At 45.4% G+C, this 25,148-nt stretch carries 23 protein-coding genes and 1 riboswitch; of the genes, 6 read left to right on the forward strand and 17 right to left on the reverse strand.

Annotated features, from left to right (window positions below):
- Window positions 1-36: 36 nt before the first annotated feature.
- Entirely contained in the window at window positions 37-1,119 is a 1,083-nt protein-coding gene (locus BUB19_RS17875) for a bile acid:sodium symporter family protein (RefSeq protein WP_394333886.1), read from the reverse strand.
- Between the two features lie 49 nt (window positions 1,120-1,168).
- Window positions 1,169-1,630: a RidA family protein gene (locus tag BUB19_RS17880; RefSeq protein WP_073096476.1), complete on the reverse strand. Its 462-nt coding sequence runs from the start codon at window positions 1,628-1,630 to the stop codon at window positions 1,169-1,171.
- A 285-nt stretch (window positions 1,631-1,915) separates the two neighbouring features.
- Here BUB19_RS17880 and BUB19_RS17885 point away from each other — a divergent pair, with 285 nt between their 5' ends.
- From BUB19_RS17885 to BUB19_RS17895, 3 genes are all read left to right on the forward strand, one after another.
- Entirely contained in the window at window positions 1,916-2,848 is a 933-nt protein-coding gene (locus BUB19_RS17885) for an SMP-30/gluconolactonase/LRE family protein (RefSeq protein WP_218588573.1), read from the forward strand.
- Window positions 2,775-5,144 carry a PAS domain S-box protein gene (locus tag BUB19_RS17890; RefSeq protein WP_178371530.1) on the forward strand — a complete coding sequence of 790 codons (2,370 nt, stop codon included), beginning with the start codon at window positions 2,775-2,777 and terminating at the stop codon, window positions 5,142-5,144. The genes BUB19_RS17885 and BUB19_RS17890 overlap by 74 nt, the downstream gene beginning before the upstream one ends.
- A gap of 167 nt (window positions 5,145-5,311) precedes the next feature.
- Window positions 5,312-6,388, forward strand: a complete 1,077-nt coding sequence (locus tag BUB19_RS17895) for a PAS domain S-box protein (protein WP_245802896.1) — start codon at window positions 5,312-5,314, stop codon at window positions 6,386-6,388.
- Window positions 6,389-6,405: 17 nt separating this feature from the next.
- On the opposite strand, the gene BUB19_RS17900 is transcribed toward BUB19_RS17895, so the two are convergent.
- From BUB19_RS17900 to BUB19_RS17960, 12 genes are all read right to left on the reverse strand, one after another.
- Window positions 6,406-6,804: a response regulator gene (locus BUB19_RS17900; RefSeq protein WP_073096332.1), complete on the reverse strand. Its 399-nt coding sequence runs from the start codon at window positions 6,802-6,804 to the stop codon at window positions 6,406-6,408.
- Window positions 6,805-7,028: 224 nt separating this feature from the next.
- Entirely contained in the window at window positions 7,029-7,847 is an 819-nt protein-coding gene (locus BUB19_RS17905) for a hypothetical protein (protein ID WP_073096334.1), read from the reverse strand.
- A gap of 1 nt (window position 7,848) precedes the next feature.
- Complete coding sequence (locus tag BUB19_RS17910; protein WP_073096336.1) at window positions 7,849-8,421, reverse strand: carboxymuconolactone decarboxylase family protein; 573 nt, start codon at window positions 8,419-8,421, stop codon at window positions 7,849-7,851.
- Window positions 8,422-8,894: 473 nt separating this feature from the next.
- A complete protein-coding gene (locus BUB19_RS17920; RefSeq protein WP_073096340.1) occupies window positions 8,895-10,148 on the reverse strand; it encodes an amidohydrolase/deacetylase family metallohydrolase in 1,254 nt (417 codons plus the stop codon).
- 3 nt (window positions 10,149-10,151) lie between these two features.
- Window positions 10,152-11,375: an aminotransferase class V-fold PLP-dependent enzyme gene (locus BUB19_RS17925; RefSeq protein WP_073096342.1), complete on the reverse strand. Its 1,224-nt coding sequence runs from the start codon at window positions 11,373-11,375 to the stop codon at window positions 10,152-10,154.
- 58 nt (window positions 11,376-11,433) lie between these two features.
- Window positions 11,434-11,964, reverse strand: a complete 531-nt coding sequence (locus BUB19_RS17930) for a RidA family protein (RefSeq protein WP_073096344.1) — start codon at window positions 11,962-11,964, stop codon at window positions 11,434-11,436.
- A gap of 42 nt (window positions 11,965-12,006) precedes the next feature.
- Window positions 12,007-13,257: an amidohydrolase/deacetylase family metallohydrolase gene (locus BUB19_RS17935; protein ID WP_073096346.1), complete on the reverse strand. Its 1,251-nt coding sequence runs from the start codon at window positions 13,255-13,257 to the stop codon at window positions 12,007-12,009.
- A gap of 59 nt (window positions 13,258-13,316) precedes the next feature.
- Window positions 13,317-14,066: a carbohydrate-binding family 9-like protein gene (locus BUB19_RS17940; RefSeq protein WP_245802897.1), complete on the reverse strand. Its 750-nt coding sequence runs from the start codon at window positions 14,064-14,066 to the stop codon at window positions 13,317-13,319.
- Window positions 14,067-14,104: 38 nt separating this feature from the next.
- Window positions 14,105-15,868, reverse strand: coding sequence for a PQQ-dependent sugar dehydrogenase (locus tag BUB19_RS17945; protein WP_084097450.1), 1,764 nt, complete (start codon window positions 15,866-15,868; stop codon window positions 14,105-14,107).
- A 396-nt stretch (window positions 15,869-16,264) separates the two neighbouring features.
- Complete coding sequence (locus BUB19_RS17950) at window positions 16,265-17,152, reverse strand: MerR family transcriptional regulator (protein WP_073096351.1); 888 nt, start codon at window positions 17,150-17,152, stop codon at window positions 16,265-16,267.
- Window positions 17,145-17,594, reverse strand: coding sequence for a sterol desaturase family protein (locus BUB19_RS17955; RefSeq protein ID WP_073096353.1), 450 nt, complete (start codon window positions 17,592-17,594; stop codon window positions 17,145-17,147). The genes BUB19_RS17950 and BUB19_RS17955 overlap by 8 nt, the downstream gene beginning before the upstream one ends.
- A gap of 36 nt (window positions 17,595-17,630) precedes the next feature.
- Complete coding sequence (locus BUB19_RS17960) at window positions 17,631-18,236, reverse strand: carotenoid biosynthesis protein (protein WP_245802898.1); 606 nt, start codon at window positions 18,234-18,236, stop codon at window positions 17,631-17,633.
- 194 nt (window positions 18,237-18,430) lie between these two features.
- On the opposite strand from BUB19_RS17960, the gene BUB19_RS17965 reads away from it, so the two are divergent.
- The gene (locus BUB19_RS17965; protein ID WP_073096482.1) at window positions 18,431-18,736 is read left to right on the forward strand and encodes a DUF4286 family protein; all 306 of its coding nucleotides are present in this window, start codon (window positions 18,431-18,433) and stop codon (window positions 18,734-18,736) included.
- Between the two features lie 9 nt (window positions 18,737-18,745).
- Here BUB19_RS17965 and BUB19_RS17970 read toward each other — a convergent pair whose 3' ends face one another.
- From BUB19_RS17970 to BUB19_RS17980, 3 genes are all read right to left on the reverse strand, one after another.
- Window positions 18,746-19,252 (reverse strand): hypothetical protein, encoded by a 507-nt coding sequence (locus BUB19_RS17970; RefSeq protein ID WP_073096357.1) that lies wholly within the window; start codon window positions 19,250-19,252, stop codon window positions 18,746-18,748.
- A gap of 158 nt (window positions 19,253-19,410) precedes the next feature.
- Window positions 19,411-21,969, reverse strand: coding sequence for a M14 family metallopeptidase (locus tag BUB19_RS17975; RefSeq protein ID WP_073096359.1), 2,559 nt, complete (start codon window positions 21,967-21,969; stop codon window positions 19,411-19,413).
- A 97-nt stretch (window positions 21,970-22,066) separates the two neighbouring features.
- Window positions 22,067-22,960, reverse strand: a complete 894-nt coding sequence (locus tag BUB19_RS17980; protein ID WP_073096484.1) for a TIGR01777 family oxidoreductase — start codon at window positions 22,958-22,960, stop codon at window positions 22,067-22,069.
- A gap of 189 nt (window positions 22,961-23,149) precedes the next feature.
- Window positions 23,150-23,257, forward strand: a riboswitch (Fluoride riboswitch).
- A gap of 51 nt (window positions 23,258-23,308) precedes the next feature.
- Between BUB19_RS17980 and BUB19_RS17985 the strand changes: the two genes are divergently transcribed.
- Both BUB19_RS17985 and BUB19_RS17990 read left to right on the forward strand, forming a co-directional pair.
- Window positions 23,309-24,601: a voltage-gated chloride channel family protein gene (locus tag BUB19_RS17985; RefSeq protein WP_073096361.1), complete on the forward strand. Its 1,293-nt coding sequence runs from the start codon at window positions 23,309-23,311 to the stop codon at window positions 24,599-24,601.
- Between the two features lie 154 nt (window positions 24,602-24,755).
- Complete coding sequence (locus tag BUB19_RS17990) at window positions 24,756-24,986, forward strand: acyl carrier protein (RefSeq protein ID WP_073096363.1); 231 nt, start codon at window positions 24,756-24,758, stop codon at window positions 24,984-24,986.
- The last annotated feature ends 162 nt before the right edge of the window (window positions 24,987-25,148 follow it).

The raw sequence follows: 25,148 nt of genomic DNA on the forward strand, positions 1-25,148 counted from the left end.
TTCCAAGCTTTTTGCTTTGAAGAAGATCATAGTCAATCACTCCTTTGGGGGTTTTCTGTGCCAGTAGGAGGCAAGTACAGATCCGGTGATGTTCATCAATGGTCCAAATACGGCTGGCGCAAGACCCACAGTGGCGATTTTACCCATTTCTTTCGCCAACCCGGAAGCCAGCCCTCCATTTTGCATGCCTACTTCCAGGGCTACGGTGCGCGCATCTTTCTCGTCCAGTCCAAACCAACGGCTTACCCAAAAGCCCAGATTGTATCCCATGATATTGTGGATAAAAACCAGGATGATCAACAGCCCCCCAATATCGAGCAGGCTGTCTCTCCCTGCTGCAGTAATGATCACGATAATTACGCCGATGCCGATCATGGAAACCAGTGGCATGGCATCATCCAGCCACTTGGCTTTACCGCTCAGAAATCTGTTGAACAATAGACCTGCTCCGATAGGTATGATGACCATTTTTATTATGCTCCACATCATATCCAGGACATCGATTGCTACAAATTCTCCCGCCAGAACTTTCATCAGGAGTGGGGTCATGAACGGAGCCAGCAGCGTAGAGATGGCCGTTATCGTAATCGACAGGGCCAGATTCGCTTTGGCCAGGTAACTCATCACATTGGAAGCCAATCCACTCGGGGAGCAGCCGATCAACACCAGCCCAGCAGCTATTTCCGCAGGGAAATTGCTCAGACTGGCAAGAATAAATCCCAAAATGGGCATGATGGTAAACTGGGAAAGCAGGCCGATAAAAACACCTCTTGGCATTTTTACGACTCCGGCAAAGTCTTTGATCGACATGGAGGTACCCATTCCAAACATTATGATTTGAATCAGCGGGGTAATCAAGTTGCTGTAGGCATACCCTTTATATTCCACAAAGTACTCCGGATAGTACATGGCGGCAGTCACACCGGCAAAAATCATTGTGGTATAGGTGAATCCTTTGAGTTTCTGAAAACCGCGAAATCCGATACCCAGCAATACAAAAAACAGGATGAGCACCGGGCCGGCCTCAGCAATCATCCCTGCCAGGATCATGATGAAAGTGAGGAGCAGGCACAATAATCCTGCTCCTAATAAGGTTTTGAAAAGTGTTTCTTTTTTCAAGGTTTAATGGGTTTTGAAGGTACAGGAAAAACGCTCTAAGCAGCAATATTCATATATACGCAATGCAGTCCATTTCCACCAGAGAATCTCCGGGTACGCCGCCATATGTGGCTACAGTAGTCCGGACAGGAGGTTTGCTCCCGAATCTTCCCCTAAATACCTCATTCATGCCTTTATAGTCATTCAGGTCATGCAGGTAGACATTTACTTTCAAAACCTTTTCCATAGAACTGCCGGCTTTTACCAGCTCTTTTTCCAGCTCTTTGAGCACATGGTCGGTGTGGGCTTTGATATCTCCTTCAAAATGGGCGCCCTTTCCGGCGATATAAACGGTATTTCCCAACTTAGTGGCGCCGGAAAATAACGGCACATCCTGCTCTTCCTGAATGTTGAACGCCTCTTTCTCGGGCGCCGAATCGGTGTTGGCTTTGGCTACTGCTCCTACACCGGCGATACCGGCAAGGCTGGCAAATAATTTTTTGATGGTACTTCTTCTTTTCATCTTTTCCATGATGATGGGTATCAAGTTATGGTATGCATTAAAACCATTGAATATATGGGAATAAATTTTTTTCTCCAAATACTGCCGTCTTATCAGCATGGTGCCGAAAGGGAATGGCTGCCCCTGCATCAGGAAGTGGAGAGATCCTCGAGCCGGCTACAGGGAAAATTTTGGTTTTTCCATCATGCATTAATTACTTTTTATATGTAAATTCACTTTGTATGATCAGGACTCAGCCTGCGATTTTTCGGGTTGTTAGAAATGTTGTATTTTGTTCAACTAATCCCAATCAAGATGTCAATAATAAAAGAAAAAATTTGGTATGCACTATTGCTGATCCTGGTAACTGGAGGATGTAGCGGTACGGACAAAAATAAAAATATGGCGAAAAAGAAAGACATGGAAGATCTATACAAAAGTGAGCGGTTCACTGAAAAAAGCGAATTCACTTCCGGAATAGAAGGACCGGCTGTAGACAAAGAGGGGAATCTTTATGTAGTAAATTTCGGAAAGGCAGGCACCATCGGCAAGGTCAGTCCCGGGGGGGATGCCAGCCTGTTTGTTACACTTCCGGAAGGTAGTACCGGTAATGGGATTCGTTTCAACAGTAAGGGTGAGATGCTCATAGCGGATTATACGGGCCATAACGTATTGAAAGTTGATATGGAATCCCGTGAGGTTTCCGTTTATGCTCACCATGACGGTTTGAATCAGCCGAATGATCTGGCGATCATGGATAACGATATACTGTTTGCCAGTGACCCAAACTGGGGAGAAAGTACCGGGCAGATCTGGCGTATCGGTCCGGATGCACAATTCGAGCTTTTGGAATCGGGAATGGGTACAACCAATGGCATTGAGGTCAGTCCTGACAACAAGACCCTGTATGTAAACGAATCCGTACAGCGAAATGTCTGGGCTTATGACCTGGACGAAAACGGTAACCTTTCCAATAAGCGGCTGATTCACACCTTCGAGGATTTTGGTATGGATGGCATGCGCACAGATGCGTCAGGTAACCTGTTTATCACCCGCCATGGAAAAGGGACCATCGTGCAGTTGTCTCCAAAAGGTGAATTGATTAGAGAATTTACCGTATCGGGGATGAAACCCTCCAATATTGCCTTCGGTGGCAGCGATGGAAAAACGGCATATGTCACCCTTCAGGACGATGGGAACATTGATCGTTTCAGATCAGAACATCCGGGGCGGTCATTTCGAAAGTAAATGGGGCAAAGCTCTTTATTCTTTTTTTGTGATTATGGCTTATCAAAAAGACGGTGACAGGCAGTGGACCGATGTATTGAAGCTAAGTGGTATAGGTGCCTGGGAAATTGATCCCCATCGTGAAACCTTCAATTGTTGTGATATTGGATGCGAGCTGCTGCAAATTCCATGCAACGAAGCTGTGAAACTTTCTTCGCTGCAGAACAGATTCAGATATGGATTTCAACAGGTTTTTGAAAGTAGCATCAAGGATTTTTTGGAGAAACAACGTGAGTTTCAGCAAGAATTGGAACTGCACTCAGGAAGCCGCATAAGGATTAGCGGCAAGGTGGTAGAGGATCAGGGAACACAGCGATACTGTGGATCCATACAACCTGTTGTGGCGCATCGATCAGCCTTGAGACCTGAGCTTTTTTCCGAAAGGGATGACCTGTATAGTATATTATTTCAGGACAACCCCATGCCCATGTTTATCTGGGAATTTGAAACCCTGAATATAATTGATTGTAACCGCCAGGCATTGCTCAAATATGGATATAGCAGGGAAGAGTTTTTGAAACTAAACATCAGGGATATAAGGCCCATAGAAGATATTCCACTCATTGAGAAACACACCCTGAAATCGGATATTTACGGGGATATTCACCAGAAAACCTGGAGGCATCTAAACAAGGCGGGTGAAATCATGCAGATGGAAATTACCGGGCACCTGGTGGAAATCGCCGGCAAAAGATGCGCGATGGTCCTGCTCAATGACATTACAGATCGGGTAGAGGCAGAAGAACAACTATTGGAAAGCTTGAAGGACATGTCCGATTACCGATTTGCGTTGGATGAATCCTGCCTGGTAATGATCCTTAATAGGGGCAGAAATGTGGTTTATGTCAATCAAAAATTTCAAGATATTTCAGGTTTCAGCAAGCATTCGCTGCTCTCAGGTACCATAGAAAATATCTATGATGAAGAACAATGCCCGGCGGTAAAAGACTGTTGCGAGGCCCTGCAAAAAGGGGAGATCTGGAGAGGAGAACTCAAGGGGAAAACAAAACAGGCAGGTTTTTTCTGGGTTGATACCGTAATGATTCCCTTCAAAGACAACCATGGTGTTGCTTATCAGTACATTTGGGTGGGCTATGACATTACTGAAAAAAAACTGGCAGATGAAGCATTGGTAAAAGAGCGCTCCCTGCTTCGGGCGATCATTGACAATTTACCGATTCAAATTTATGTGAAAGACACCAAGGGTCGCCACATTATCAACAACCGGTACCAGTACGAGAACCTTCTGGGTCAGGCTTCAGAACAAGAGACGCTGGGGAAAACCGTATTCGATTATTTTCCGGAAGAGATTGCAGCAGGAATGGCTGAGTATGATCGCAGAATAATCAATGAAGGGAAGCCAGTATTAAACGTAGAAGAATATTACCATGACCAGGAGGGCCAGCTGGTTTGGTTGCTAACCAATAAAGTCCCTCTGAAAGATAGTGAAGGAAAGGTGCTGGGACTGGTGGGCATGTCAAGGGATGTCACCGATAGAAAAAGGGAAGAAGAAAATCTGATCAGTTTAAATAAAGCGCTTGAAAAGAAGGCATTGGAATTGGAGCGCTCCAACCAGGAGCTGGAACAATTTGCCTATATCGCTTCACACGATTTACAGGAGCCCTTGCGCATGATCACCGGATTTTTAGGTTTACTGGAAAAGAAATACGAGTCATTGCTGGATGAGAAAGCCCGGCAGTACATTCATTTTGCGGTGGATGGAGCCAGCAGGATGAAAAATATCATTATGGACCTATTGGTTTATTCCAGGGCGGGTAGAATAGAGGAGAAAGTTAAGGAAGTCTCGGTTGCAGAATTGGTCAGCAGTGTGACCCAACTGCACAAGGAATTGATCAAGCAAAAGAAAGCCCGCATCAGTCTGGGTAATCTTCCCAAACTTAAAATTCCGGTTGCACCGATCCATCAGGTTTTTCAAAACCTTATCAACAATGCACTTAAATATCAAAGAGAAGATCGAATACCTGAGGTTAAAATCCATGCTGAAAAAGGTGATGGCTGCTGGACGTTCTACGTGACTGATAATGGTATAGGCATCCCTGATGATCGCAGGGACCGTGTCTTTATATTATTTTCCAGGCTACATGCTGATAGAAATTATTCCGGAACAGGCATCGGGCTGGCCATGTGTAAAAAAATCATTGAAAACCTGGGAGGAAGAATAGGGTTTAATTCTGTGGAAGGCGAGGGTAGTACTTTTTTCTTTACCGTGCCGGATTCAATTGGGAACCCGGAATGAATCCGGAGTCTTATAAAGGTAATTCGTAGGTTTTGGTCAAAAATTTTGTTTATTAATTCTTAGAAAATTCATGTAAGTATTGGATATGAGTGTTATATTTTCTTAATTATGATGTTTTTGAAATATTAATTGAATGAATTAAAAATCAGCGGTAGGTAATCAATAGTGTGCTTATCATTGGTTTTAGTGGCCTAACCAATTATGTTTTTTCGCAGATAGCAATGGTAAAAGATCAGGAAGGGTATCATTTGTTGTTGGTTGAGGATAATCTCGGGGATGTATTGTTGATAGAAGAGTACCTTCATGAGAAGATCCTTGATCTTGACCTGACGGTGGTGAATACATTCGAAGAAGCGAAGGAGAAGTTAAGTGATCCGAAGGGTCTTTTTGATGCCATCATTCTGGATCTTTCCCTACCGGATTTGCAGGGAGAGGCGCTGATCAGGAAAGTGAAAGAGCTGGCAAGAGGGGTTAGTATTTTGGTGCTTACCGGCTATTCCGATATTGAATTCGGGATGAAATCACTTACCCTGGGGGTCTCAGATTACCTGCTGAAGGATAATCTTTCTCCTACTTCCCTGTACAAAAGTATTGTTTACAGCATTGGGCGAAATGAGATTTCCAGACAATTAAAAAATTCGGAAAAGCGTTACAAGGAACTCTTCCAACTCAGCCCCCAGCCCATGTACTTGTATGACATGAAAACGCTGGATTTCCTGGATGTTAATGAGGCGGCTATTGATCACTATGGTTATTCCAAGGAAGAATTTTTAACCATGAACTTGAGAGATATCCGGCCGAAGGAAGAAGTATCCAGACTCGAAATGGTGATCGCCGGTATCCGTGAGGGTAAGAAAATCCCCGGCCCCCTATTATTCAAACATCAGAAAAAAAATGGTGATATCATCACGGTAGAAATAAAAAGTAATGTAATTGACTATCAGGGCATAAAGGCCGAAGTGGTATTGGCCAATGACATTACCGAAAGGGAGCAGTACATACATGCCATCGAGGATCAAAACAAACGGCTACAGGAAATTGCCTGGATGCAATCCCACGTAGTAAGAGCCCCATTGGCACGTTTGATGAGCCTGGTAATGGCCATGGATGCATTGGAAAAGGACTTTGGAAAAGACAATTTCCGGAAGATGATCATGGATTCCGCTGAGGAGCTCGACGATATCATCCGGGAGATCGTAAATAAGACCGATAAAGTAAGCCTTAAAGCAAAAAATAGCGGTTGATAGCCCCTTTGAATAGACTATCCCGTTTTTTTTCTGGCCGTACTACTGTCGTCAAGGAGGTAATAGCCCTGTAGGAGGTCATTGAATCCATTTTTGGTGAGTGGTTTGAGTTGAAACGAAAATACATTGTGAAATAAATTCGCTTTTTCCCGGTCCTGGAGGCTGTTTGAAGAGGTCAGGATAATTACCGGGATCTCGATTTTTCTTTTTCTCATAAAGGTCAGAATGTCCCAGCCACTTACGATCGGCATATTTAAGTCCAGAAAGATCAACTCAGGTCTTTCCGTTTCCAGGGCAGCCATGGCCAATTCCGGATCGTCAAAATCAAAAATTTCCAGATCTTCACGAATCATGGACAAGTACTTTCTATTAAGCACATTGGTGATCTTCTGGTCATCTATTAAAAATACTTTCATGTGTTTATAATTGTCTTTAAGTTGCCACATGGAATCTTCGCATGAATTATAATCATCCCTCCGTGGGTCGCTTGCGTCATGCTTGATTTCATCTGTTTATAATTTGATTTTTAATTGCCATAGGCCTGCCCGGATGACACCGGTCGGACGGAGAATCTCGCATGCTTTATAATCATCTCAGGGTATGTTGTCCTCCTCCTGCTCGATTTCATACTACGGCGGTATTAATTGTCTTCGTTTTCAAATAATTCTGATCTTTTCACCACTTCAAGTATGGCATGATCCAGGTCAACCACTGATGCCGAGAGCAGCGGCAAAATATCGCTTACGTATTCTTCTACAGGCAGATCGTCTTTGATTGCCACCATACTGATCACCCGTGTAAGCGGTTCTCTCAGTTGGTGGGAATTGAACTGGATGAGCGTCTTTAATTTGCTGTTGGAATCTCTCAGTCGTGTCGTTTTTTCAATAATGATTGCTTCCTGTTGATTGTTCAATGCCTGAATTTCTGCATTTTTCTTTTGTAATATGCCTGTTAGTTTTGCCAATTCCCGGTTTTGAGCGTGGATGAGCTTTACCATTTTCAGGTTTTCTATTCGGGTGGATAGCAATTTATTCAGTACTTTGACCAGTGGTATGCTTTTGTCACCAAAAGGGCTGTCCGCATGGGAGCTGACACATAGCAAGCTGAAGTGATTGTTTTCGCTCTCAAACTTCCAACAGTACGTGCTGACCCGGCTTTTCTCACAATAGTGGCTCAGCGGAAGGCCGGTTTCTAATACCTGCCTGGCAATGGGCTCCAATTGAGGCAATTGACAAGTACTATAACGGGCATTTCCAAGCTGATCCACCTGAAGACAGTCTACATCTTCGTCTTCAACAAAGAAATACTGGAATTCCTGAAAATTAATCAGGTATTTCAGGTGTCGATTGATTTCAAATGGTAGCTCCTGGATGTTTTTGACCGCAGATATCCCTGCCGAAAATTTCACCATGGCCTCAAACAGGATTTTATATCCCAGATAAGGATTGGAAACTTCCATCTTACATCGAATAGCTTAATTCAACGATTTCATTATCGATTTTTATACCCGAAATATTTGCGATCGTGTTGAGCATATTCACCAGGTCTGCCTGAGCAAAAAGTTCCTGGATTTCCTCTGAGTTAAAACCGGCCTTAGTCAGCGCTTCAAAGTCTTTTTCTTCCAAATGACCATCCGAGAGTGCTGCGTTGGCTACCGTTCGCACTGCCACTTTGTAGCTATTCGGTACCAGGTCACTGTCCATGTTTTCGGAAATCAGGAAATCGGGGTCTGAGCTCAGGGATTTGCCCAGCATATCCGCAAATAACTTGTGCGCTTCTGCACAGTAGTTACACTGCCGCTCCGCAGAGACTGTATAGATGATCAACTGTTTGATGATATTGGGAACCTTCCCTTCGCAGAGGGTGGATTTTAATTTGATCCAGTTCCCATTTAGCAGAGCGGGGTTCCCTGCCTGGCATTTAAACCAGTTAAGCACAAATGGAATTCCCAGGGTTTTTTTGGTATCATCATAGATCGCTTTGATTTCCAGATCAGCATCCTGATACTCAATGATTGAAAAACTATTTTTCATAATCGTGTGCAGTTAAAAAATCAGACATTTAACAAATTTATTCACAGACAAAATTAAATTATTTTTTTATTTTATAACAAAAAATTATATAAGTTATTTTCAAATATTTATAGAATTACATTTTTAAATATTTGAAATATAGTTTAGTGTATTTATTCAGAATGTTTGGCTTCAGCTAATTTTTTGGTCGGGATTGATTGGTTTAGGTTTTTTTCATAACAACCCTATACCCTTTCTGAGAATCGATGTCCCGGGCTACGATTATTGCGTTTTCGGGGTGCCAGGAGGTTGTGTCTTCAGGTGGAAACGCATGGGGAAAGATGTCCGTTTTCAGGGTGCAACGGAGCAACAGGGTGCCAGCCTGGGGTCCTCCGGCATGGCTGCACTTAATATAAAATGCCCTCCCGAAAGGGAAGGCATTTACTATTTAATTACTGAGCTTACCGGCCAGCTTTCAGCGCGTAAAAATTCTTTTATTGTATGATTTCCTGGGCGGCCAGTCCGTTGAAATCGTAGACGATGTTGCCGTCTTTGACCGTCATTTCGCATTCCAACCGTTGGTTTGTCTCTACTTTTTGTCCGGTTCGGTCCCAAACGCCGAAGTCACCTTCCCTGATGCGCAATATGGCCAGGTCGGCGATGGCGCCTTCAGAGAGGTGGCCAAGTTCTGTTCGCTGTATTACCTGTGCAGGCTCCCAGGTGCTGGCGTTGATTACGTCCGGAAGCTCCATTCCCAGTGCCATAAAGGTGGTCATTACATTCAGCATATTTTTCATTGCAGCATTCATGCTTCCGCCATGTAAGTCAGTGCTGATGGTATTGGGGTAGAGGCCTGCTGCCAGCGCAGGGATGGCCTGGCGAAATTCAAAGCTCGCTCCTCCATAGCCGACGTCAAAAATGATTCCCCTCTTTTGGGCTTCAAGCACGAAGGGCTGGAATTCCCGGGTTTCCCGGTCTACCACGGTTTCTCTGGCTCCATTCAGTTCTGCATAGGTGTGGGTATATATGTCTCCAGGTCTTAATCGTTCGAAGAACAATTCTCGTATGGAAAGTGGTTCAAACTGGTTAGAGCCTCCAAAGTCTACAATCACCGGCATTTTAGCAATGTTGCCGGCCTCCACTGCCCGATCGATGGGAATCCAATCCCGGCTGCTATAATGAGCGACTTTAAATCCTACCACATGCTGCCTGTTTTGCTGTGCCACCATGGCACTTAATTTGGCATCCATATCTCCTGTATTTTGCTCCCAGGCTCCTCCGCGCATTCCTTCACCCACAATATTCATGAACGCCAATACGCGGGTTTTACTTGGTTCGATAATATTTTTCTTGAATGTATCGAAGTTTTTCCAGCCTGGACCACCACAATCTACAATGGTGGTGACACCCACCCTGAAGGTGAAGCCGTCTGGCGGCACTGCGATCAATCCATCACTTAAATAATGGTTGGGCTGAGTGCCGTGAAAAACGTGCCCATGTATGTCAATCAATCCGGGAGTCACCAGCATTCCCTGTGCCGTGATGGTTTTTTTGGCCTGGTCAGCGTTTATGGAGGAGGCAACCCTGGCCACCTTGCCATCTGTAATGGCAATGTCCATAATGCCGTCAATACCGTTTTTCGGGTCTATCAACCGCCCGCCCTTAATCAGCAGGTCATAGGATTGGCCGAAGATTGCTCCACTGGAAAATACCAACAGGAGTAAGATGAATAGGCTTTTGATTTTCATGGTTTATACTTTTGCAATGTTTAATTCTTCAGCGATTCTTTTTGCCACTATTCGTTCTTCCTTTGGGCGCAGCATAAAAACCGTCATGCTTATTGCATGGTCGCCTCCACTGATTACCTCAATGGATGGCTTGCCCTGGCGGAGTTTTTCCTGCATCTGTTCCCGCGTCAGATTGATTTTATTTGGATCCCAGGAAATTTTCAAATAAGGGGTATGGTTGGCAATTTCTGGTACGGACACTTCTGTGGTTACGCCTTCTACTTCTTCCACGACTCCAGCCACGTAGGCCACTTTGTCCTCCCACTCCTGCCATTCCTTTTCATGGTCTTTTTTAATATATTCGTCCAGGGCTACATACATGCCGAGGATTTCTTCTTTATTCACTTTCATGCCCCTGCCGATGGTTCCGCCTCTGGGTGGGGCACTTAATCTTGCTGCTTCGATCAGGTCTTTTCTTCCCATAAGAATTCCGGCGCTCTGCGGACCTTTCATGGCTTTGCCACCTGAAATACAGACCAGGTCAAAGCCCATGTCATTGTATTTCCAGAGATTTTCTACCGGAGGTACATCTGCAGCCATATCTATCATGGTAGGGATACCGTGTTTTTTGCCCAGCGCCACCCATTCTTCATGTTTGATCTTGCCATCCGGGGCCTGATAGTTTAAAAACCACATCATGGCCGTTTTGTCATTAACAGCCCGGTCTACATCTGCTGCGGTTTCCACTTCCACCACGCTGACACCGGTATTGGTAATGGCGTGGACGTAACCGACATTATGGGATTTCTGGACGATCACCTCTGACTTCATGCCTTCAAGATTGGGCAGTTGCCGTATTTTGTCCCGGTCCGTACCCGTCAATACTCCTGCTGTACCCAGAACCATAGCAGACCAGCATCCGGCAGTAACAGTGGCCGCTTCGGCATGGCAGAGTGCTGCAATTTTTTCTCCCACCTTGTCCTGAACCTCGTCCAGCATGATATAGTGCCGTGATGAAAAATTGATCGTGTCCATCACTTCCTTCGGCATAAGCGAGGCCGTCATGGCGGTATAAGTGCCAGCCGCGTTGATAAAACTGCGTAATCCCAGTTCCTTGACAATGTCTCTCTTAGGGCTCGTTTCTTCACTGGCAGCCATGGCACCCGTCAATGGTACTCCACTACCGAGTACTCCACCAATTAGTGGAAGGGAACCCAATCTTTTTAATAATTTTCTTCTGCTAATCATATGTACATTTGTTTTTGGTGTGTCTGACCTTCCCGGTATGGGAAGGTACCTTTCACCCTCAGTCTGCTACTTCTACAATCATTTCTATTTCTATGGCAATGTTATTCGGGAGTGAACCCATACCTACAGCGGAGCGGGCATGTTTGCCTTTTTCCCCAAATACCTCTACCATGAAGTCAGAAAAACCGTTCATGACGCGGGGTTGCTGGGTAAAATCGGGGCTGGCATTGACCATTCCCAGCACTTTTACGATTCGATTTACTTTGTTCAGGTCTCCTATTTCAGCCTTGAGAGAGGATAAAAGGGCAATTCCCGTAAGTCTGGCAGCCTCCTGCCCTTCGCTTACCGTCAGTTCTGTACCCAATTTTCCCTGGACGCTGGTACCATCGCCCTTTGAAGGGCCATGTCCGGAGAGGAATATCAGATTTCCGGTTCTGACCGCCCTTACGAAGTTTGCCGTCGGGGGCGAGGGTGTGGTGAGGTTGATACCCATGGCTTTTAATTTTTCTTCCGGTCCCTGCTGTGCGTAGGTAATCATGGGGACAGAAAACAGGAAGATTACCAATAGCGATTGAAGTGGTTTAAGCATTTTTTAGGCTTGTTTTTATGGTTGTATACATTCATTTACAGTTTATTCATTCCAGGCTTTACTTCCCAGTCCATTGAGGTCCCAAACGATGCGTCCGGCCCTCAGGGTCAACTCCGTCTCTAGTTTACGACTTCCGGCATGGGCCTCGCCTGCCGAATCCAGGAAGCCATAATTGCCCTCATGCATGCTGAAAATAGCCAGGTCAGCTACAGCGCCCTCTGACAGGTGTCCCAATTCTTCACGTTGGATTACCTGCGCAGGCTTCCAGGTGGAGGCCGCGATGGACTGCTGCAGGCTCATCCCCAGGTTGATCATTTTTGAGATTACATTTAGCATGTCCTTCATCCCGGCATTCATGCTACCAGTGTGCAGGTCTGTACTAATGGTATTTGGCCAAAATCCCTGTTCGGTAGACGGCACAGCAACATCGTAGTAAAAAGAGCCACCGCCGTGCCCCAGGTCAAAAATAAGCCCGTTATTCTGTGCTTTTATCCAATGTTCCCTCACATAACCGTCTTCATCCAGCACCGCTTCTTTGGGGCCATGCCCGGAATAATTTCTTCCGTACATGTGAGTCAGGATATCACCAGGTCTCAGTATTTCCAAAAACAATTTATCGAGAGGCAGCGCGGGGTCAGCTCCGCCCAAATCCACCATTACAGGGATATTTGCCATTTTTCCGGCTGCTGCTGCTTTATGATAGGGCTCCCATTCGTGCCCGCGGAAGTGTGCTATCTTCACACCGATAATTTCAGGAAACTGCCTGGCTACCATGGCGGTCATTTTTGGATCCATATCTCCCTGATACTGCTCGTTGGGAACGACCCCGCTCATGCCATCCCCTACGATATTGATAAAAGCCAATACCCTTGTGGCGGATCGGTCAATGACTTGTTCCTTGAAAAGCCTGAAGTTTCTCCATCCGGCGCCACCGGCATCGGCTACGGTGGTCACTCCTGCGCGAAAAGTGAAACCATCTGGGGGCAAAGCAGTGAAACTATTACTCAGATACCGGTGTGGAACAGTACCGAAAAAATGATGTCCGTGGATATCGATCAGGCCGGGAGTGACGATAAGTCCCTGCGCATCGATCGTTTTTTTTGCAGTTTCAGGATCAATATCCCGGTCTACACGGGCTATTTTACCTCCGGCGATCGCGATGTCCATCATCCTGTCAATCTGGTTTTTTGGATCGATCAGGTGACCGTTTTTCACCAGAAGGTCATATTCCTGGCCCATTGCATGCAGCAACAGGAAACAAAGGAAAGCGGTTAGTAAACCAGGTCTTTTCATGATTGCCTTTTCTTAGTCAGTTGACCATGTTGCTTAGTTATTCTCGATTTCATGCACACTTATTGAAAGATGATCTCGCCAAAGTAAGCGGGAAGGTGAAAGTCTGGCCTCTCGTTCACTACCTCGTTCCAGGTAAAAAAGTGGGGATTGCTGGTTTTGCTTCCAGTCTTATAAAAGTTGGCCTTCCAGGTCACTCCAGGCGCCGGAGTAGTAATCTCACGGTATTTTTTCAATATATCCAATGGCATGCTGAATTCTATGTACCAGGTCACTTCGTCCTGGATTTCCGGATCAACTTTATCCGGCATGCTATGGGCAATTTCTATCTGGGCTATATCCGATGCGTCAAGTACTTCATAGGTTTTTCTGGGTTTGGTCACATGGTGCATCAGCGGAACCCCGGCACAGTTGATTTCGAGATTAAAGTATTCCAGTGGTGCCGTCACATCCGGTGAAAAGAAAAACTCCACGCAGGAATCTGTGGAAACCGGTCCGTTTACCTCCTGCACCAGGCAGCGCACATAGCGGTCTTCGACTTTAAATATTCCGTAGATATTCTTTTTGTCGTACCGCAACTTCAGCTGGGTTTTGGGGGAAAAGTGCGGGCGATCACCCATATGGAGTGCGATTTCGGCGGATGGAGTATTCCTCCATACTTCTTTTTCCCAGTTGCCGTCAATAGTTATGGGTTGCGTCACAGGATGGACCGGGTATCTGGAAGGTTCGGATGTGGATTGGATCATGGTATCTGTAAAATGACTGTTATACAGCCCAAGTACTAGTACAAATACAAGCGGTACAAGTTTCATTTGAGTTGAATTTACGGATTTAAGACAGTCAACGCAAGTTATTGCAGTTCATTCCTGACTTTGGCCACTTCTGTGGCGGAAATACTGGAGGAATTGTTGCCGAAGTTTTTTCGGATATAGGTCAGTACGCCGGCAATTTCCGCATCACTTAAAAATGAATGTGCGGGCATGATACCGTTGTATTTGACCCCATTGACCTCAATTTGTTCTTCCAGACCATTGAGCACCAGGCCAATCAATCGCCGATTGTTGCGGGTCACCCATTCTGTTTCTGACAAGGGCGGAAAACGGGTGCCATCACCTTTGCCATTCGCCTGGTGGCAGGTGGCGCAATATATGTTGTAGGTTTGAGCTCCGGTCTCCAGCAGCCCTTTCTCCAGATTATCGGCTTCTTCATCCGGGTTTTTGATGTTTGTCCGGGTATTTTTTCTATGCTCGAGTTTGGCCAGGGCTTCTTCTCCAAAATCTTCTTTCCCGCCCGTGTACATGATCCTCCATATTTTACCCTGAACACTCTCTGTAATGTAGAGAGATCCGTCTGGACCCATGGATATACCCATCGGCCGCGCAGCCGCATCTCCGGTATTGACGATGGTATCCAGTTGGGCAAATCCATCTGCAAAGACCTCCCAGGGGCCTGAAGGTTTTCCGTTCTCAAAGGGGACAAAGCCTACAAAATAGCCACCCTGAGGGTAGGGTCCTCTAATGGTACTTCCATGAAAAGCCACAAATGCACCATTTTTATACCTTTCCGGAAATTGGTCTCCCTGATAAAAATACAGGTCATTCGGTGCAAAATGTCCCGGAAATCCTATAAGAGGCCATGTTACATCTTCTGCCCCAGTTGCCAATTCTTTATCACCTCCGTATTCCGGATTCAATAGCTTTTTTTCGCGCATGTGGTCGTAATAAAAATAAGGCCAGCCCCCGTCTGTTCCATCTTCCACCTTAAATAATTCTTCTGAAGGGAGAATGGCCGACTCCCACCGGGAAAACATGTCTGGCCAGGTACGGTGCAGGTTATCGCGGCCATGTTGTACCACATACAGGCTGTTTTCTGCTTTGTTCCAATCCATGGCGACGACGCTTCGAATGCCGGTAGCATACCTGTATCCATCTTCCTGTTGTGTTTGATTGAGTTTGTTGGCATCAAACCTCCATATACCACCATGCCATTCCAGCTCCGGACAGGGATCCATTCCGGGTGCGCCAGGTTTCCGGTTAAATTCCTGGCAGACATCTCCCGGCGAGCCAAACGGTACGTACATGTTTCCTTCCTGGTCAAATGCCAGAGGCTTTGCGATGTGCTCATAACCATGTACCGCATTCTTATAGTCATCTCTCATGATCAATTCTACCTCAGCATCAGGTACCAGATTATCCGGATCTAATTCGGTCCGGTACACCTCTCCGGCTGTACTGAAATAGAGGTATCCATTGTATATTTCCATCCCGGTGCCGTAATTACCGGTATCGGTATAGTCGCCGAAGGTCTCTACCTGGTCCGCCTTACCGTCTTTGTCGGTATCCCTTAAGCCCACCACTCCCTGACCGGCTTTGTTGGGCACCCTCAATTTGACGTAGATGTCACCATTATCATTCACTGTCAGGTGTCGTGCCCTGCCTATGCTGTCTACCACTACCACCGCTCCGAACCCATCAGGAAGAAAAAGTCCTCCATTGTCCGGATCTGCAGGGGGTAGGGACTCCCCTTGCTGGCAGGAGGTAAAAAGGCTCAAAACAATGCCTGTGAGTAACCCCATGGTCAAGCAATGGCGGGTGCTCAGTAATCTTTGTAACATCGATTGATCAATTGAATTTGAAAACAGCTTAATATTCGTGAAATATGCTGGGTGCCGGATTTTCAAGTAAGATAAAGCGAATTCATAAAATTTCCTCAAAATAAATGTCCATTCGTTGATAAAATTTACCTAAATGGAAAATTGAAGTGATTTGTGAACGGAAAAAAGTTTGAAGTCCTGTCTGGGATCACCTGCATTGGCGCTCAGATTGGATAAAGGCAGTGCCGGGTGGGATTAACAACCTGCGTTTGACCATTCTGTACCATCTTGAAATAGGAGTTTGACGGATTCCAAATGAAATCCTAATGGAGAAGATGCTTGTGTACGGCGAAGCATCTTCTAGCAGAGGTGTAGCCGGATTACATAAATCGGTATCGAAGCTTTACCGGCCATTCGTCAGGCTACGTGGGTTAGGGAAACGAGATACTCCTTGATATCTTTCAGGTATTGCATGACATGAACGTTGGGAGGGATTCTAAGGTCCTGCCCGATGATTTGATAGCCCGAAATCAAAATTTGTGAGGTGGAAAAACGATCGCTGAGTGAATCCAGATAAGCCTGAACCTGCTCCCCGGACGGAGAAGTAGTAATTACGGTGACCAGATAATCTGGCTTATGGACTTCGTACACGCTATTTAAATCTTCATCCGGGGTGTTTTGACCCAGATAGATGACCTTATGTCCGCTTGCTTTGAGCAAATAGCTGGAGAAGAGCAGAGAAATTTCGTGCAGCTCACCCTCAGGCAGAAACAAAAGAAATTTTTTCCCTCCACCGGAGTACATCTGCCCATCGATAGCAACGATTAATTTTTGCCTCACCAGATTACTGATAAAATGCTCCTGACCGGGATGGATACTGCCCGTCTGCCAAAGTATACCAATTTTTGACAAAAAAGGGTAAATGATATGGAGCATGGTCAGCTCGAAACCGATTTTAAGGATATTGGTGGCGATAATTTTTTCGAATCGCTCTTCGTCCAATTCCACCATGGTAATGATAAGAGAGTGAATCTGATCGTCATAGGCAAAGGACCTTTCGGTCATTTTCAGCACTTCAGCTTTCATTTCTGCAAGCGAGAGCTTTGCTATTTTGCTGATCTTGTAACCATTATCGTTCAGCAGGGCCACATTCAGAATCAGCTTCAGATCCTCATCATCATAAAACCGGATGTTGGTCTCCGTTCTTTTGGGTTTCAGTAAGTTGTATCGTTGTTCCCAAACCCTCAAAGTGTGGGCCTTGATTCCAGACAATTGCTCCAAATCCTTAATAGAATAACTACTCATCGCGCTTTTTTTTGAAATATTTAAAAGGAACAAAAAACAAACCAAATGATACAGATCCATCTCTGTATCTGCTGGCATGATGCGCCTGATGGGCTTTGAATATACCAGCCAAAAATCTGCTTTTTGGCCTCCCAAAGAACTTTAACCTGCGATGAATGAGTATATCATGCAGAAAGAAATAACTCATTCCATATACACTTATTCCAATCCCCATCCAAAACCTGTAATCAAAATTTTCCCGTCCAAGAAAGATAAGGGTAACGGCAATACCACCGAACAGCAGCGAGAATAGGTCATTGAGTTCGAAATAGCCTTTACCATGCTGATGGTGGGTTTTGTGGATCATCCATAACGGACCATGCATGATATATTTGTGGATAAACCAGCCTGCAAGCTCCATAGCCAAAAAACCCATCAATATATACCCAAGTGCATAGATCATCGCAATGACAACTTTTGATTGAATAAAATGTTTTGCTTAATCAAGAATAATGGCCAAAATGGAAAAAAACAACATCAGGTTCACGAAAATGAACACATTTAAAGGATTTTTCTTTCCAAAACTTGTTTTCCTGTAGGCCAGTTGGATGATAAATGCGATGAAAAACCAACCTGCAAAATTGGACAAGGGGATGTCGTTTCGTTCCCATTCCCAAAAATCCAGGGCGACGGCCACCGGCTCCAATATAAGATCCATCACTACCATAAGCAACGAACTGGCTGCGCCAGCCAGGAAATCGGACTTGATCCATCCATGCAGGATGCCACCGGTGAGATACACCAGCAGAAACCAGTTCAGACCTATGATCAGCGGGACTCCCATCAATCGGGGACCCAGGACAGGACCGTAATTGTATTCCCCGAATATCAAACCCGTTTTTACTCCAATGATTTCGGATACCATACCTACTGTAAACGCGAAAAGGGCAAAGAAAATAAATCTGCGGTTAAAGTCAGTATGGAAAGAAAGCAATATGCCCGTGACGGCTAGCAGGTGAAAGGGGGTGAGGTATTGAAAATAGGGTCTGAATTGGGGAACCGAAAGTCCGAACAGCCCAACCAGATGGAGGATGAGAACGACCATTTTAGCTCCATTTAGCTTATCCGTTTTGAAAAAAGAAGGCAATTTTAGAAGATTGCTCATTGTCTGAAATAAAAGAATTGTTTTCGGTACAATTTTGGTAGTGATTAATACTAAATGATTTTTTGATACTTTTGTTTTTTATATGGATCGATGATCTCAAATGGGAGGCAAAAATAAAGAAAAAAGTTGAACTGATGATACTTTATAATATTACCATCAATATAGACAAAGAGCGGGAGTTTGAATTTGTAGAGTGGATGAAGTATGAATACTTTCCAAAGGTCATGCAGACAGGCTTGTTTTTTGAGAAAAGGTTTTTTCGGTTGCTCCAGGATGACAATGGGGACGGGGTTAACTTTTCAGCCCAGTTTTTCGCCGAAGAGATGGAGGATCTGGAGTTTTTTCAGCAAAAATATGCTACAGTTTTAAGAGAGGAAATTGTGGACAAATTTGGTAGCCAATTTGTTTCTTTTCGATCTGTATTGGAATCTGTCGATTGAAAATATACATCAACTGCCCGTTTTCATCAGCAAGTCTCCCTTTCGCTTGACGATCGAAAGACCAAAAAAGTCATTTATAACTGACTTACACCTATTCTCAGCAAATACTGCCCTTGTAGGACCATCGTAGAGTAGGGTCATTCTTAGCATGGTCTTCACGTAGGTTTCTTGTTGTCCCAGGGAAAGTAACCATTTCCTGAGGCAGAGCGCCCAATCCTCCTGGTATTTTTCGAAGTGGGTCTTTCCATCAAACAGGATCTCCAGTTGATTGGAACCATACCTGAACCGGTATATGCCTGCCAACTGCTGGTATATTAGAGAAAGGTGATTTTGGGGAAAGGTATCTTCCTTTAAAATTTGCAGATAGGTATCGTCCTGCAGCTTGAGGGGGTTAAAAAGCCGAACAAAAGCATCCTTTAATTCCTCCAGCATCAAAACCATCATTTCCTTTTCCATGGCTATCTGGGCCTGCTGGAGTATGTAGTTTTTGTCTAAAGGAAAGAGTTTTTTTGCCATACCTTCTTCTTGAGATGGTAAAATAAACAAAACTATAGCAAATATTAAAATCACTTTATGAAAATAATCCTGCCTTCCAGGCGTTGATAGCAGAAAAAATGCATTTTCAACCCTGAATAGTGAGGGAGGTGTAGCCCTTATTTCCCACTTTCAGGCCATTATCTTGCAGAGGCACCACTGATAGTTTGGCCGAGAAAAACCGCATTCAGAAATAGCTTATTCGTGCCAAACCAAAAGGCGCGGAAGTTCGGGTTATCTACAAATCCCACAATTCTTCCGCTTCCCCTGGAGGAAACCTGGATAACTCCGTTATTTTTTATCATTTCCAGATTATCGGGATGTACATATCCGCTGGCCAATGGATTTTCCGTATAAATCAATGGATTGGCGTAGGGATTGTTTGCGGGCTTGAGAAATTGATTACCGGTTTTGAATACATGGATTTCGCCGGTAGTATACCCATAACCTACCGGGTGTGTGGTGTCCAGTTTGGCCTTAAATATGGCTCCTCCGGTCACCTTTGCACCCTGCTCATTGCTGAGATCAGCATAGTTTTTCTGGACACTGTTCGCTGAATCTTCTCTTGACTGGAATTGAAAGGAAGCTAGATCCTGCCGGGTGAGCCAATTCATTGCGGATCCCCGGGCGATGAGTGTACCGCCATTCGTTACCCAACTGTTCAATTTACCGACCCCATTTTTGTCGACGGTGCCATAATTTCCTGAAGGCAGCACGATGACATTGTAGCGGTTTAGGTCAGCAGACGAAATCCGATCAGCCGGGATAAGGGTGACAGGTATGTCCAGTCTCTGATCGAATAGATGCCAGATTTCACCGGCGTCGCTGCTGCCCACACCATCACCAACCATAACCGCAATGTCAGGTTTCTCCAGAACATCAATGCTCGGCGAACCCAGGTTAATGCCGGATGTATATCCCGTAGACAGTGCATGAATGGTGATTCCCGTATTCCTGGCTACCTTGTTGAGATCATCAAAAAACGCGGCGTCTGTACTATCTGTATTCCCTTTTTCAACCAATATGGTGCCGCGGGAAAAAACCTGACCCAGCTGATTTTGAAAGGGCTTGTGGGCAACCCTGAGTCGATACCCCTTGTCCATAAGCTGATACAGTGCTTTCGGAGCATAATATTCCGTCCATTCGAAGGCATAACTGTATGCTCCTTCAGCACCCAGCACCTTTCCTTCCTTAAAAGAAAGACCCTCGCTCACGTCTTCTACTTTTGCCAGATTGAGTATCCGGCTGCTCAGTGCCATAGACTCCAGGTTAAACGCCATGGGCATGTTCCAGGTAGAAACATCATAAAACAGACTGTCCGTAAAACTTGTACGGGTTTCAAACATTGACTTGATCAACCGGTACTGGGGTTGGTCCAAAGGCACTATGAATGATTTTCCGGATTTAAAAGGAACACCATTGAGATTCACATCCTCCTCCAGGCTGTACAGCCGTATGTCATGCTGAAGCAGTATATCAGCAAAATGATATGTCCTTCCGTAGTCTTCCTCGGCGCCAAAAATATAGGCCTTGTCATCATCTTCATTGTAGGCCTGCCGGGATTCCTGATAAAAATCGACCATATACTGATTGAGCTCCTGTCTCATATCCCGGGCTGCTTCAAAAGAGGAAAGGGCGGTGGTAAATTGGTTTTTGATTGTAAAGGGAAAGCTGATCTCCCCAAAAGCATTTTCCTGCAGGTGCCCTCTGGAGGATGCCTGCTCAAATAATATTCCTATCGCCCCCTGAATATCCGGATAAGTCGACCCCTTCCCATAGTAATAATCGTCAAAGCTTTCTCTGGTGTAATAAAGTGAGCCTATCTCATCCAGGTACCTGGCGTGGTATTGCGCTATTTTATCAGTCAGTTCGAAATTTTTTTCAGGTGTAAGGGGATTGTTGCGGCTGGGTATTCCCGGCTGGAAGAAAAAAGTATTGTTTGTTCCCATTTCATGGAAATCAAGCACGATATTGGGGAGCCATTCCTGCAGGCTGGCTATCCTCCCTCTCGATTCCGGGTGTTGGACAGGAAGCCAATCTCTGTTAAGGTCAAACCAGTAATGGTTGGTTCTGCCACCAGGCCAGGTTTCATTCAGCTCCCTGTTGTTGCGGTCCCCGCTTTGATGGTAACTTTTGTGGCTGTTTACCCAGGATGCAAACCGATTGATGCCGTCCGGGTTTATAGCCGGGTCGATCAGCAATACCATATTTTCCAAATCCTCTTCCAATTCAATGGCTGCTGTAAAGTGATAGGCAGATAGGAGGGAGGCATTGACTCCGGAGGGTTCATTCCCATGTACCGAATGCCCCATATACATCACTACCGGCATGTTGCCAGGTACGGTATTCGAATTTCTCAATGCCGCCCTTTGTGTTTTAATGCTTTCCAGATTTTCGATGTTTTCGGGAGAGGAAACAGCCAGCATGATCAGGGGACGCTTTTCATAGCTGCTCCCGTAGCGTATCAAACTGGCCCGTGGCGAACTGGCCGCAATTTCAGAAAAATATTGTACTACCTGGGTATGGTTGGCATGCCACTCACCGACTTCGAAACCCAGCACAGCGGAAGGAACCGGAATATTCGCTTCGTAGGTGAAATTATCCGGCAGATAATATTCCAGGCTGGCATCCTGGGCCTTTGCGGCAAAAAACGTTGATAAAGTTGATAAAAATAGGCTACACAACAATTTGAATCTCATAGGGGGTAGGATTTGGTTATGCTTTATAGTGTTGCTTTACACAACATGCGATGAAAGTATAAAGTTAATTTCGAAATGAAATTACCATTTATCAAATCTAGACAAAAATCTGCTGAAGGGCCTGATTCAAGTCTCCATACTTGTATCTGAAGCCTGCACCCTGGATTTTCTCAGAGCTCACCCTGTTACCACCCAGCACCATTTGGGCCATTTCTCCCAACAAGAGCTTCAGTGCAAATGCGGGAACGCCCAGATTGACAAATGGCTTTCCCCGGAAGCTAGCCGCCCGCTCCGTAAGTACGCGGTTGGTAACCGGCACTGGGCCGACGGCATTGTATATACCGGAGAGTCCGTGATTCTCCATTGCGTAAATATACATCCTGGCCAGATCCTCTACGTGAATCCAGCTCATGTACTGTTTTCCCGATCCAAGGGGAGCAGCTACCGGGGGTTTCAGCATCTCTTTCAGGGCTCCCCCCTCTTTGGCCAGAACTATCCCCGTTCTGAAAATAACCGTACGAATCCCTGTATCATTGATTTTTTCAATTTCCGCTTCCCACTTCTTCACTACCCCAGCAAGAAAATCTTTTCCGGCCGGCTCTCCCTCATAAATAAGTTTGTCTCCGGTATCGAAGCCATAGTACCCAACCGCACTCGAACTGACGAACACCTTCGGTTTATCTTTGAGGGTTCTTAGCTCCTCGTACAAAAGCCTGCTGCTTTTTACCCTGCTTTCTAAAATTTCGTTTTTTCTGGATGCAGTCCAGCGCTCATCCGCCACACCCTCTCCGGCGAGATGAATGATGCTGTCAGCCCAATAGAGTGCCTCATGATCTATTTTTTGCGTTGATGGATCCCAGAAAAAAGCTTTCTGCCCGTATTTTTCCGGATTCCTGCTGAGCCAGGCTACGGTCTTCCCCTGTTCTTCGAGCAATCTGGTGATGGCCCGCCCGATCAATCCCGAACCGCCTGTAATCAATATATTTTGCATTTTTTTTCTTTCCAAAATGGGTTGTCAAATCGTCCGAACCAATAGCTATCAAAAAGCATTCCATCTGGAAGTAAGGCAAGAATTTACCGATGAATCGGGGGGCTGGTCGGTGGGTGAGGAATTTTTGCCGGAATAGACATAGCAGGTACAGCCTACCTGACTGACAATTGATTTGTTTGCCTATATTTGCCCTATGATGGTGATGGGGTGCCACCAATGCTTGCAGATTTCCGGGATTAATACTGGTTTTCACAACACAACCGCCGGGACTTTCTGGCTGATGACTCCTGTTTCAAGTTCGAACCTACCTGTAGGTTGATATTAAGATGGAAGGTAATTTTCAGTATCATGTTGAATAGAAACAGGTTTATTTTGCACCTAAAAAAATTTGTATTCAGGGAATGTGCTCCTAATCTGATATATACTATCCGATGGTTGGTGCTGGCGGGTATAATCGGCATTCTGGTGGGAACAGCTTCTGCAATTTTTCTACTCAGCCTGGACTGGGCCACCAGATACCGGGAAGCGAACCAATACCTGATTTTACTCCTACCTCTGGGAGGTTTTATCATTGGCTGGATTTACCACCGTTTTGGGAGTTCCGTCGTAAAGGGCAACAACCAGTTGTTGGAAGAGTTTTACAACCCGCTTAAAATCATACCCCTAAGGATGGCTCCATTGGTGCTTTTTGGCACGGTTGCAACCCATTTTTTTGGAGGGTCTGCAGGGCGTGAGGGCACTGCTGTACAGATGGGAGGAGCTATCGCAGACCAGTTTACGAAATGGTTTAGCCTTTCACACGCCGATAGGAAAACGCTCCTTACCGTCGGTGTAGCGGCGGGTTTTGCTGCTGTGTTCGGGACTCCCCTGGCAGGTGCAGTGTTTGCATTGGAATGGTTGCTGGTAGGGCGCTTGAGGTACGAGTCTATCCTGCCGGCCTTTCTGGCTGCGGCTATATCGGATTATACCTGCGCAGACCTCTGGGCCGTTCCTCACACCCATTACTCCATTCCATTTGTTCCCGGGATAAGCCTGACCCGGCTTCTATGGCTCATACCCGCAGGTATCTGCTTTGGCCTTGCAGGACGGCTTTTTGCTGTATTTACCCATTATTGCTCCAGCTTTTTTTCAAGTACAATCAGCTATCCTCCATTTCGCCCGGTGATTGGGGGTATGCTCATTGCAGTGGCTGTCCTGCTGATGGGTGACACCAAATATATAGGCTTGGGTATACCCACTATCGTGGATGCATTTTCAGAAAATCTGCCCTGGTATGATTTTTTAATCAAAACGGCTAAAACAGCCATTACACTTGGATCCGGGTTTAAAGGTGGTGAGGTGACCCCGTTGTTTTACGTGGGTGCTACTCTGGGCAATGCTCTGGCTGATATAATTCCCTTACCGATGGCATTGTTGGCAGGAATGGGCTTTGTGGGGGTTTTTTCGGGAGCTACCAACACGCCGCTGACCTGTACCTTCATGGGCATAGAACTTTTTGGTGCCAGCTCGGGGTTATACATGGGGTTGGCCTGCGTGCTGGCCTATCTTTTTAGCGGCCACTCCGGCATTTACGGTTCGCAGTTGATAGGCTCCCCCAAGCACAGCAGCCTGCTAAAAAAGAAAGGAAAGCGGATCAGGTAAAGCTCCCATTTTGGCGGATGGGAAAAATTTTATAAGGTCATAGAAGTTTTTATGCTACAATTAACAAATTTTTATTAAAAAATTCCTTCTCCGCCACAACAAATGTACAACCAATGTCGTCTTACTTTTGAGTTTGGTTTTATCTATTCAAGAAATGAAGAATATTACAGCACTGCGCAAAACGATAGGCGTATTTCAGTCTTACGGCATTCCACTGACTGGAAAAAAGAAAGCCGCGAATTTTTATTATGACTTGAGAATGGACAAAATTTTTGTGGATGGACTGATTTTTGAATTGGAGTACGAATTGAAGAAAGAGCTGGAGGAAGAAAAGGTTGCGCATATCCAGACACCTTCAGAATTGATAACAAATCTATTGAGCTAGATCGGCAGGAGATTTTTCCGGTCTATCCCATTGATCTGACCATCGCCGGTTTTTGAAGTAATAGAGAAGGCCAGGCTACGGCATTGCTTCGGGGCTTGGTAAGAAAATTTCTGTTTTTAGGCTGTACAGGATAGGGAAGTGGGAAAGGGTAGACGCAATTCT

This window comes from Cyclobacterium lianum (genome assembly GCF_900143075.1).
GTDB lineage: Bacteria > Bacteroidota > Bacteroidia > Cytophagales > Cyclobacteriaceae > Cyclobacterium > Cyclobacterium lianum.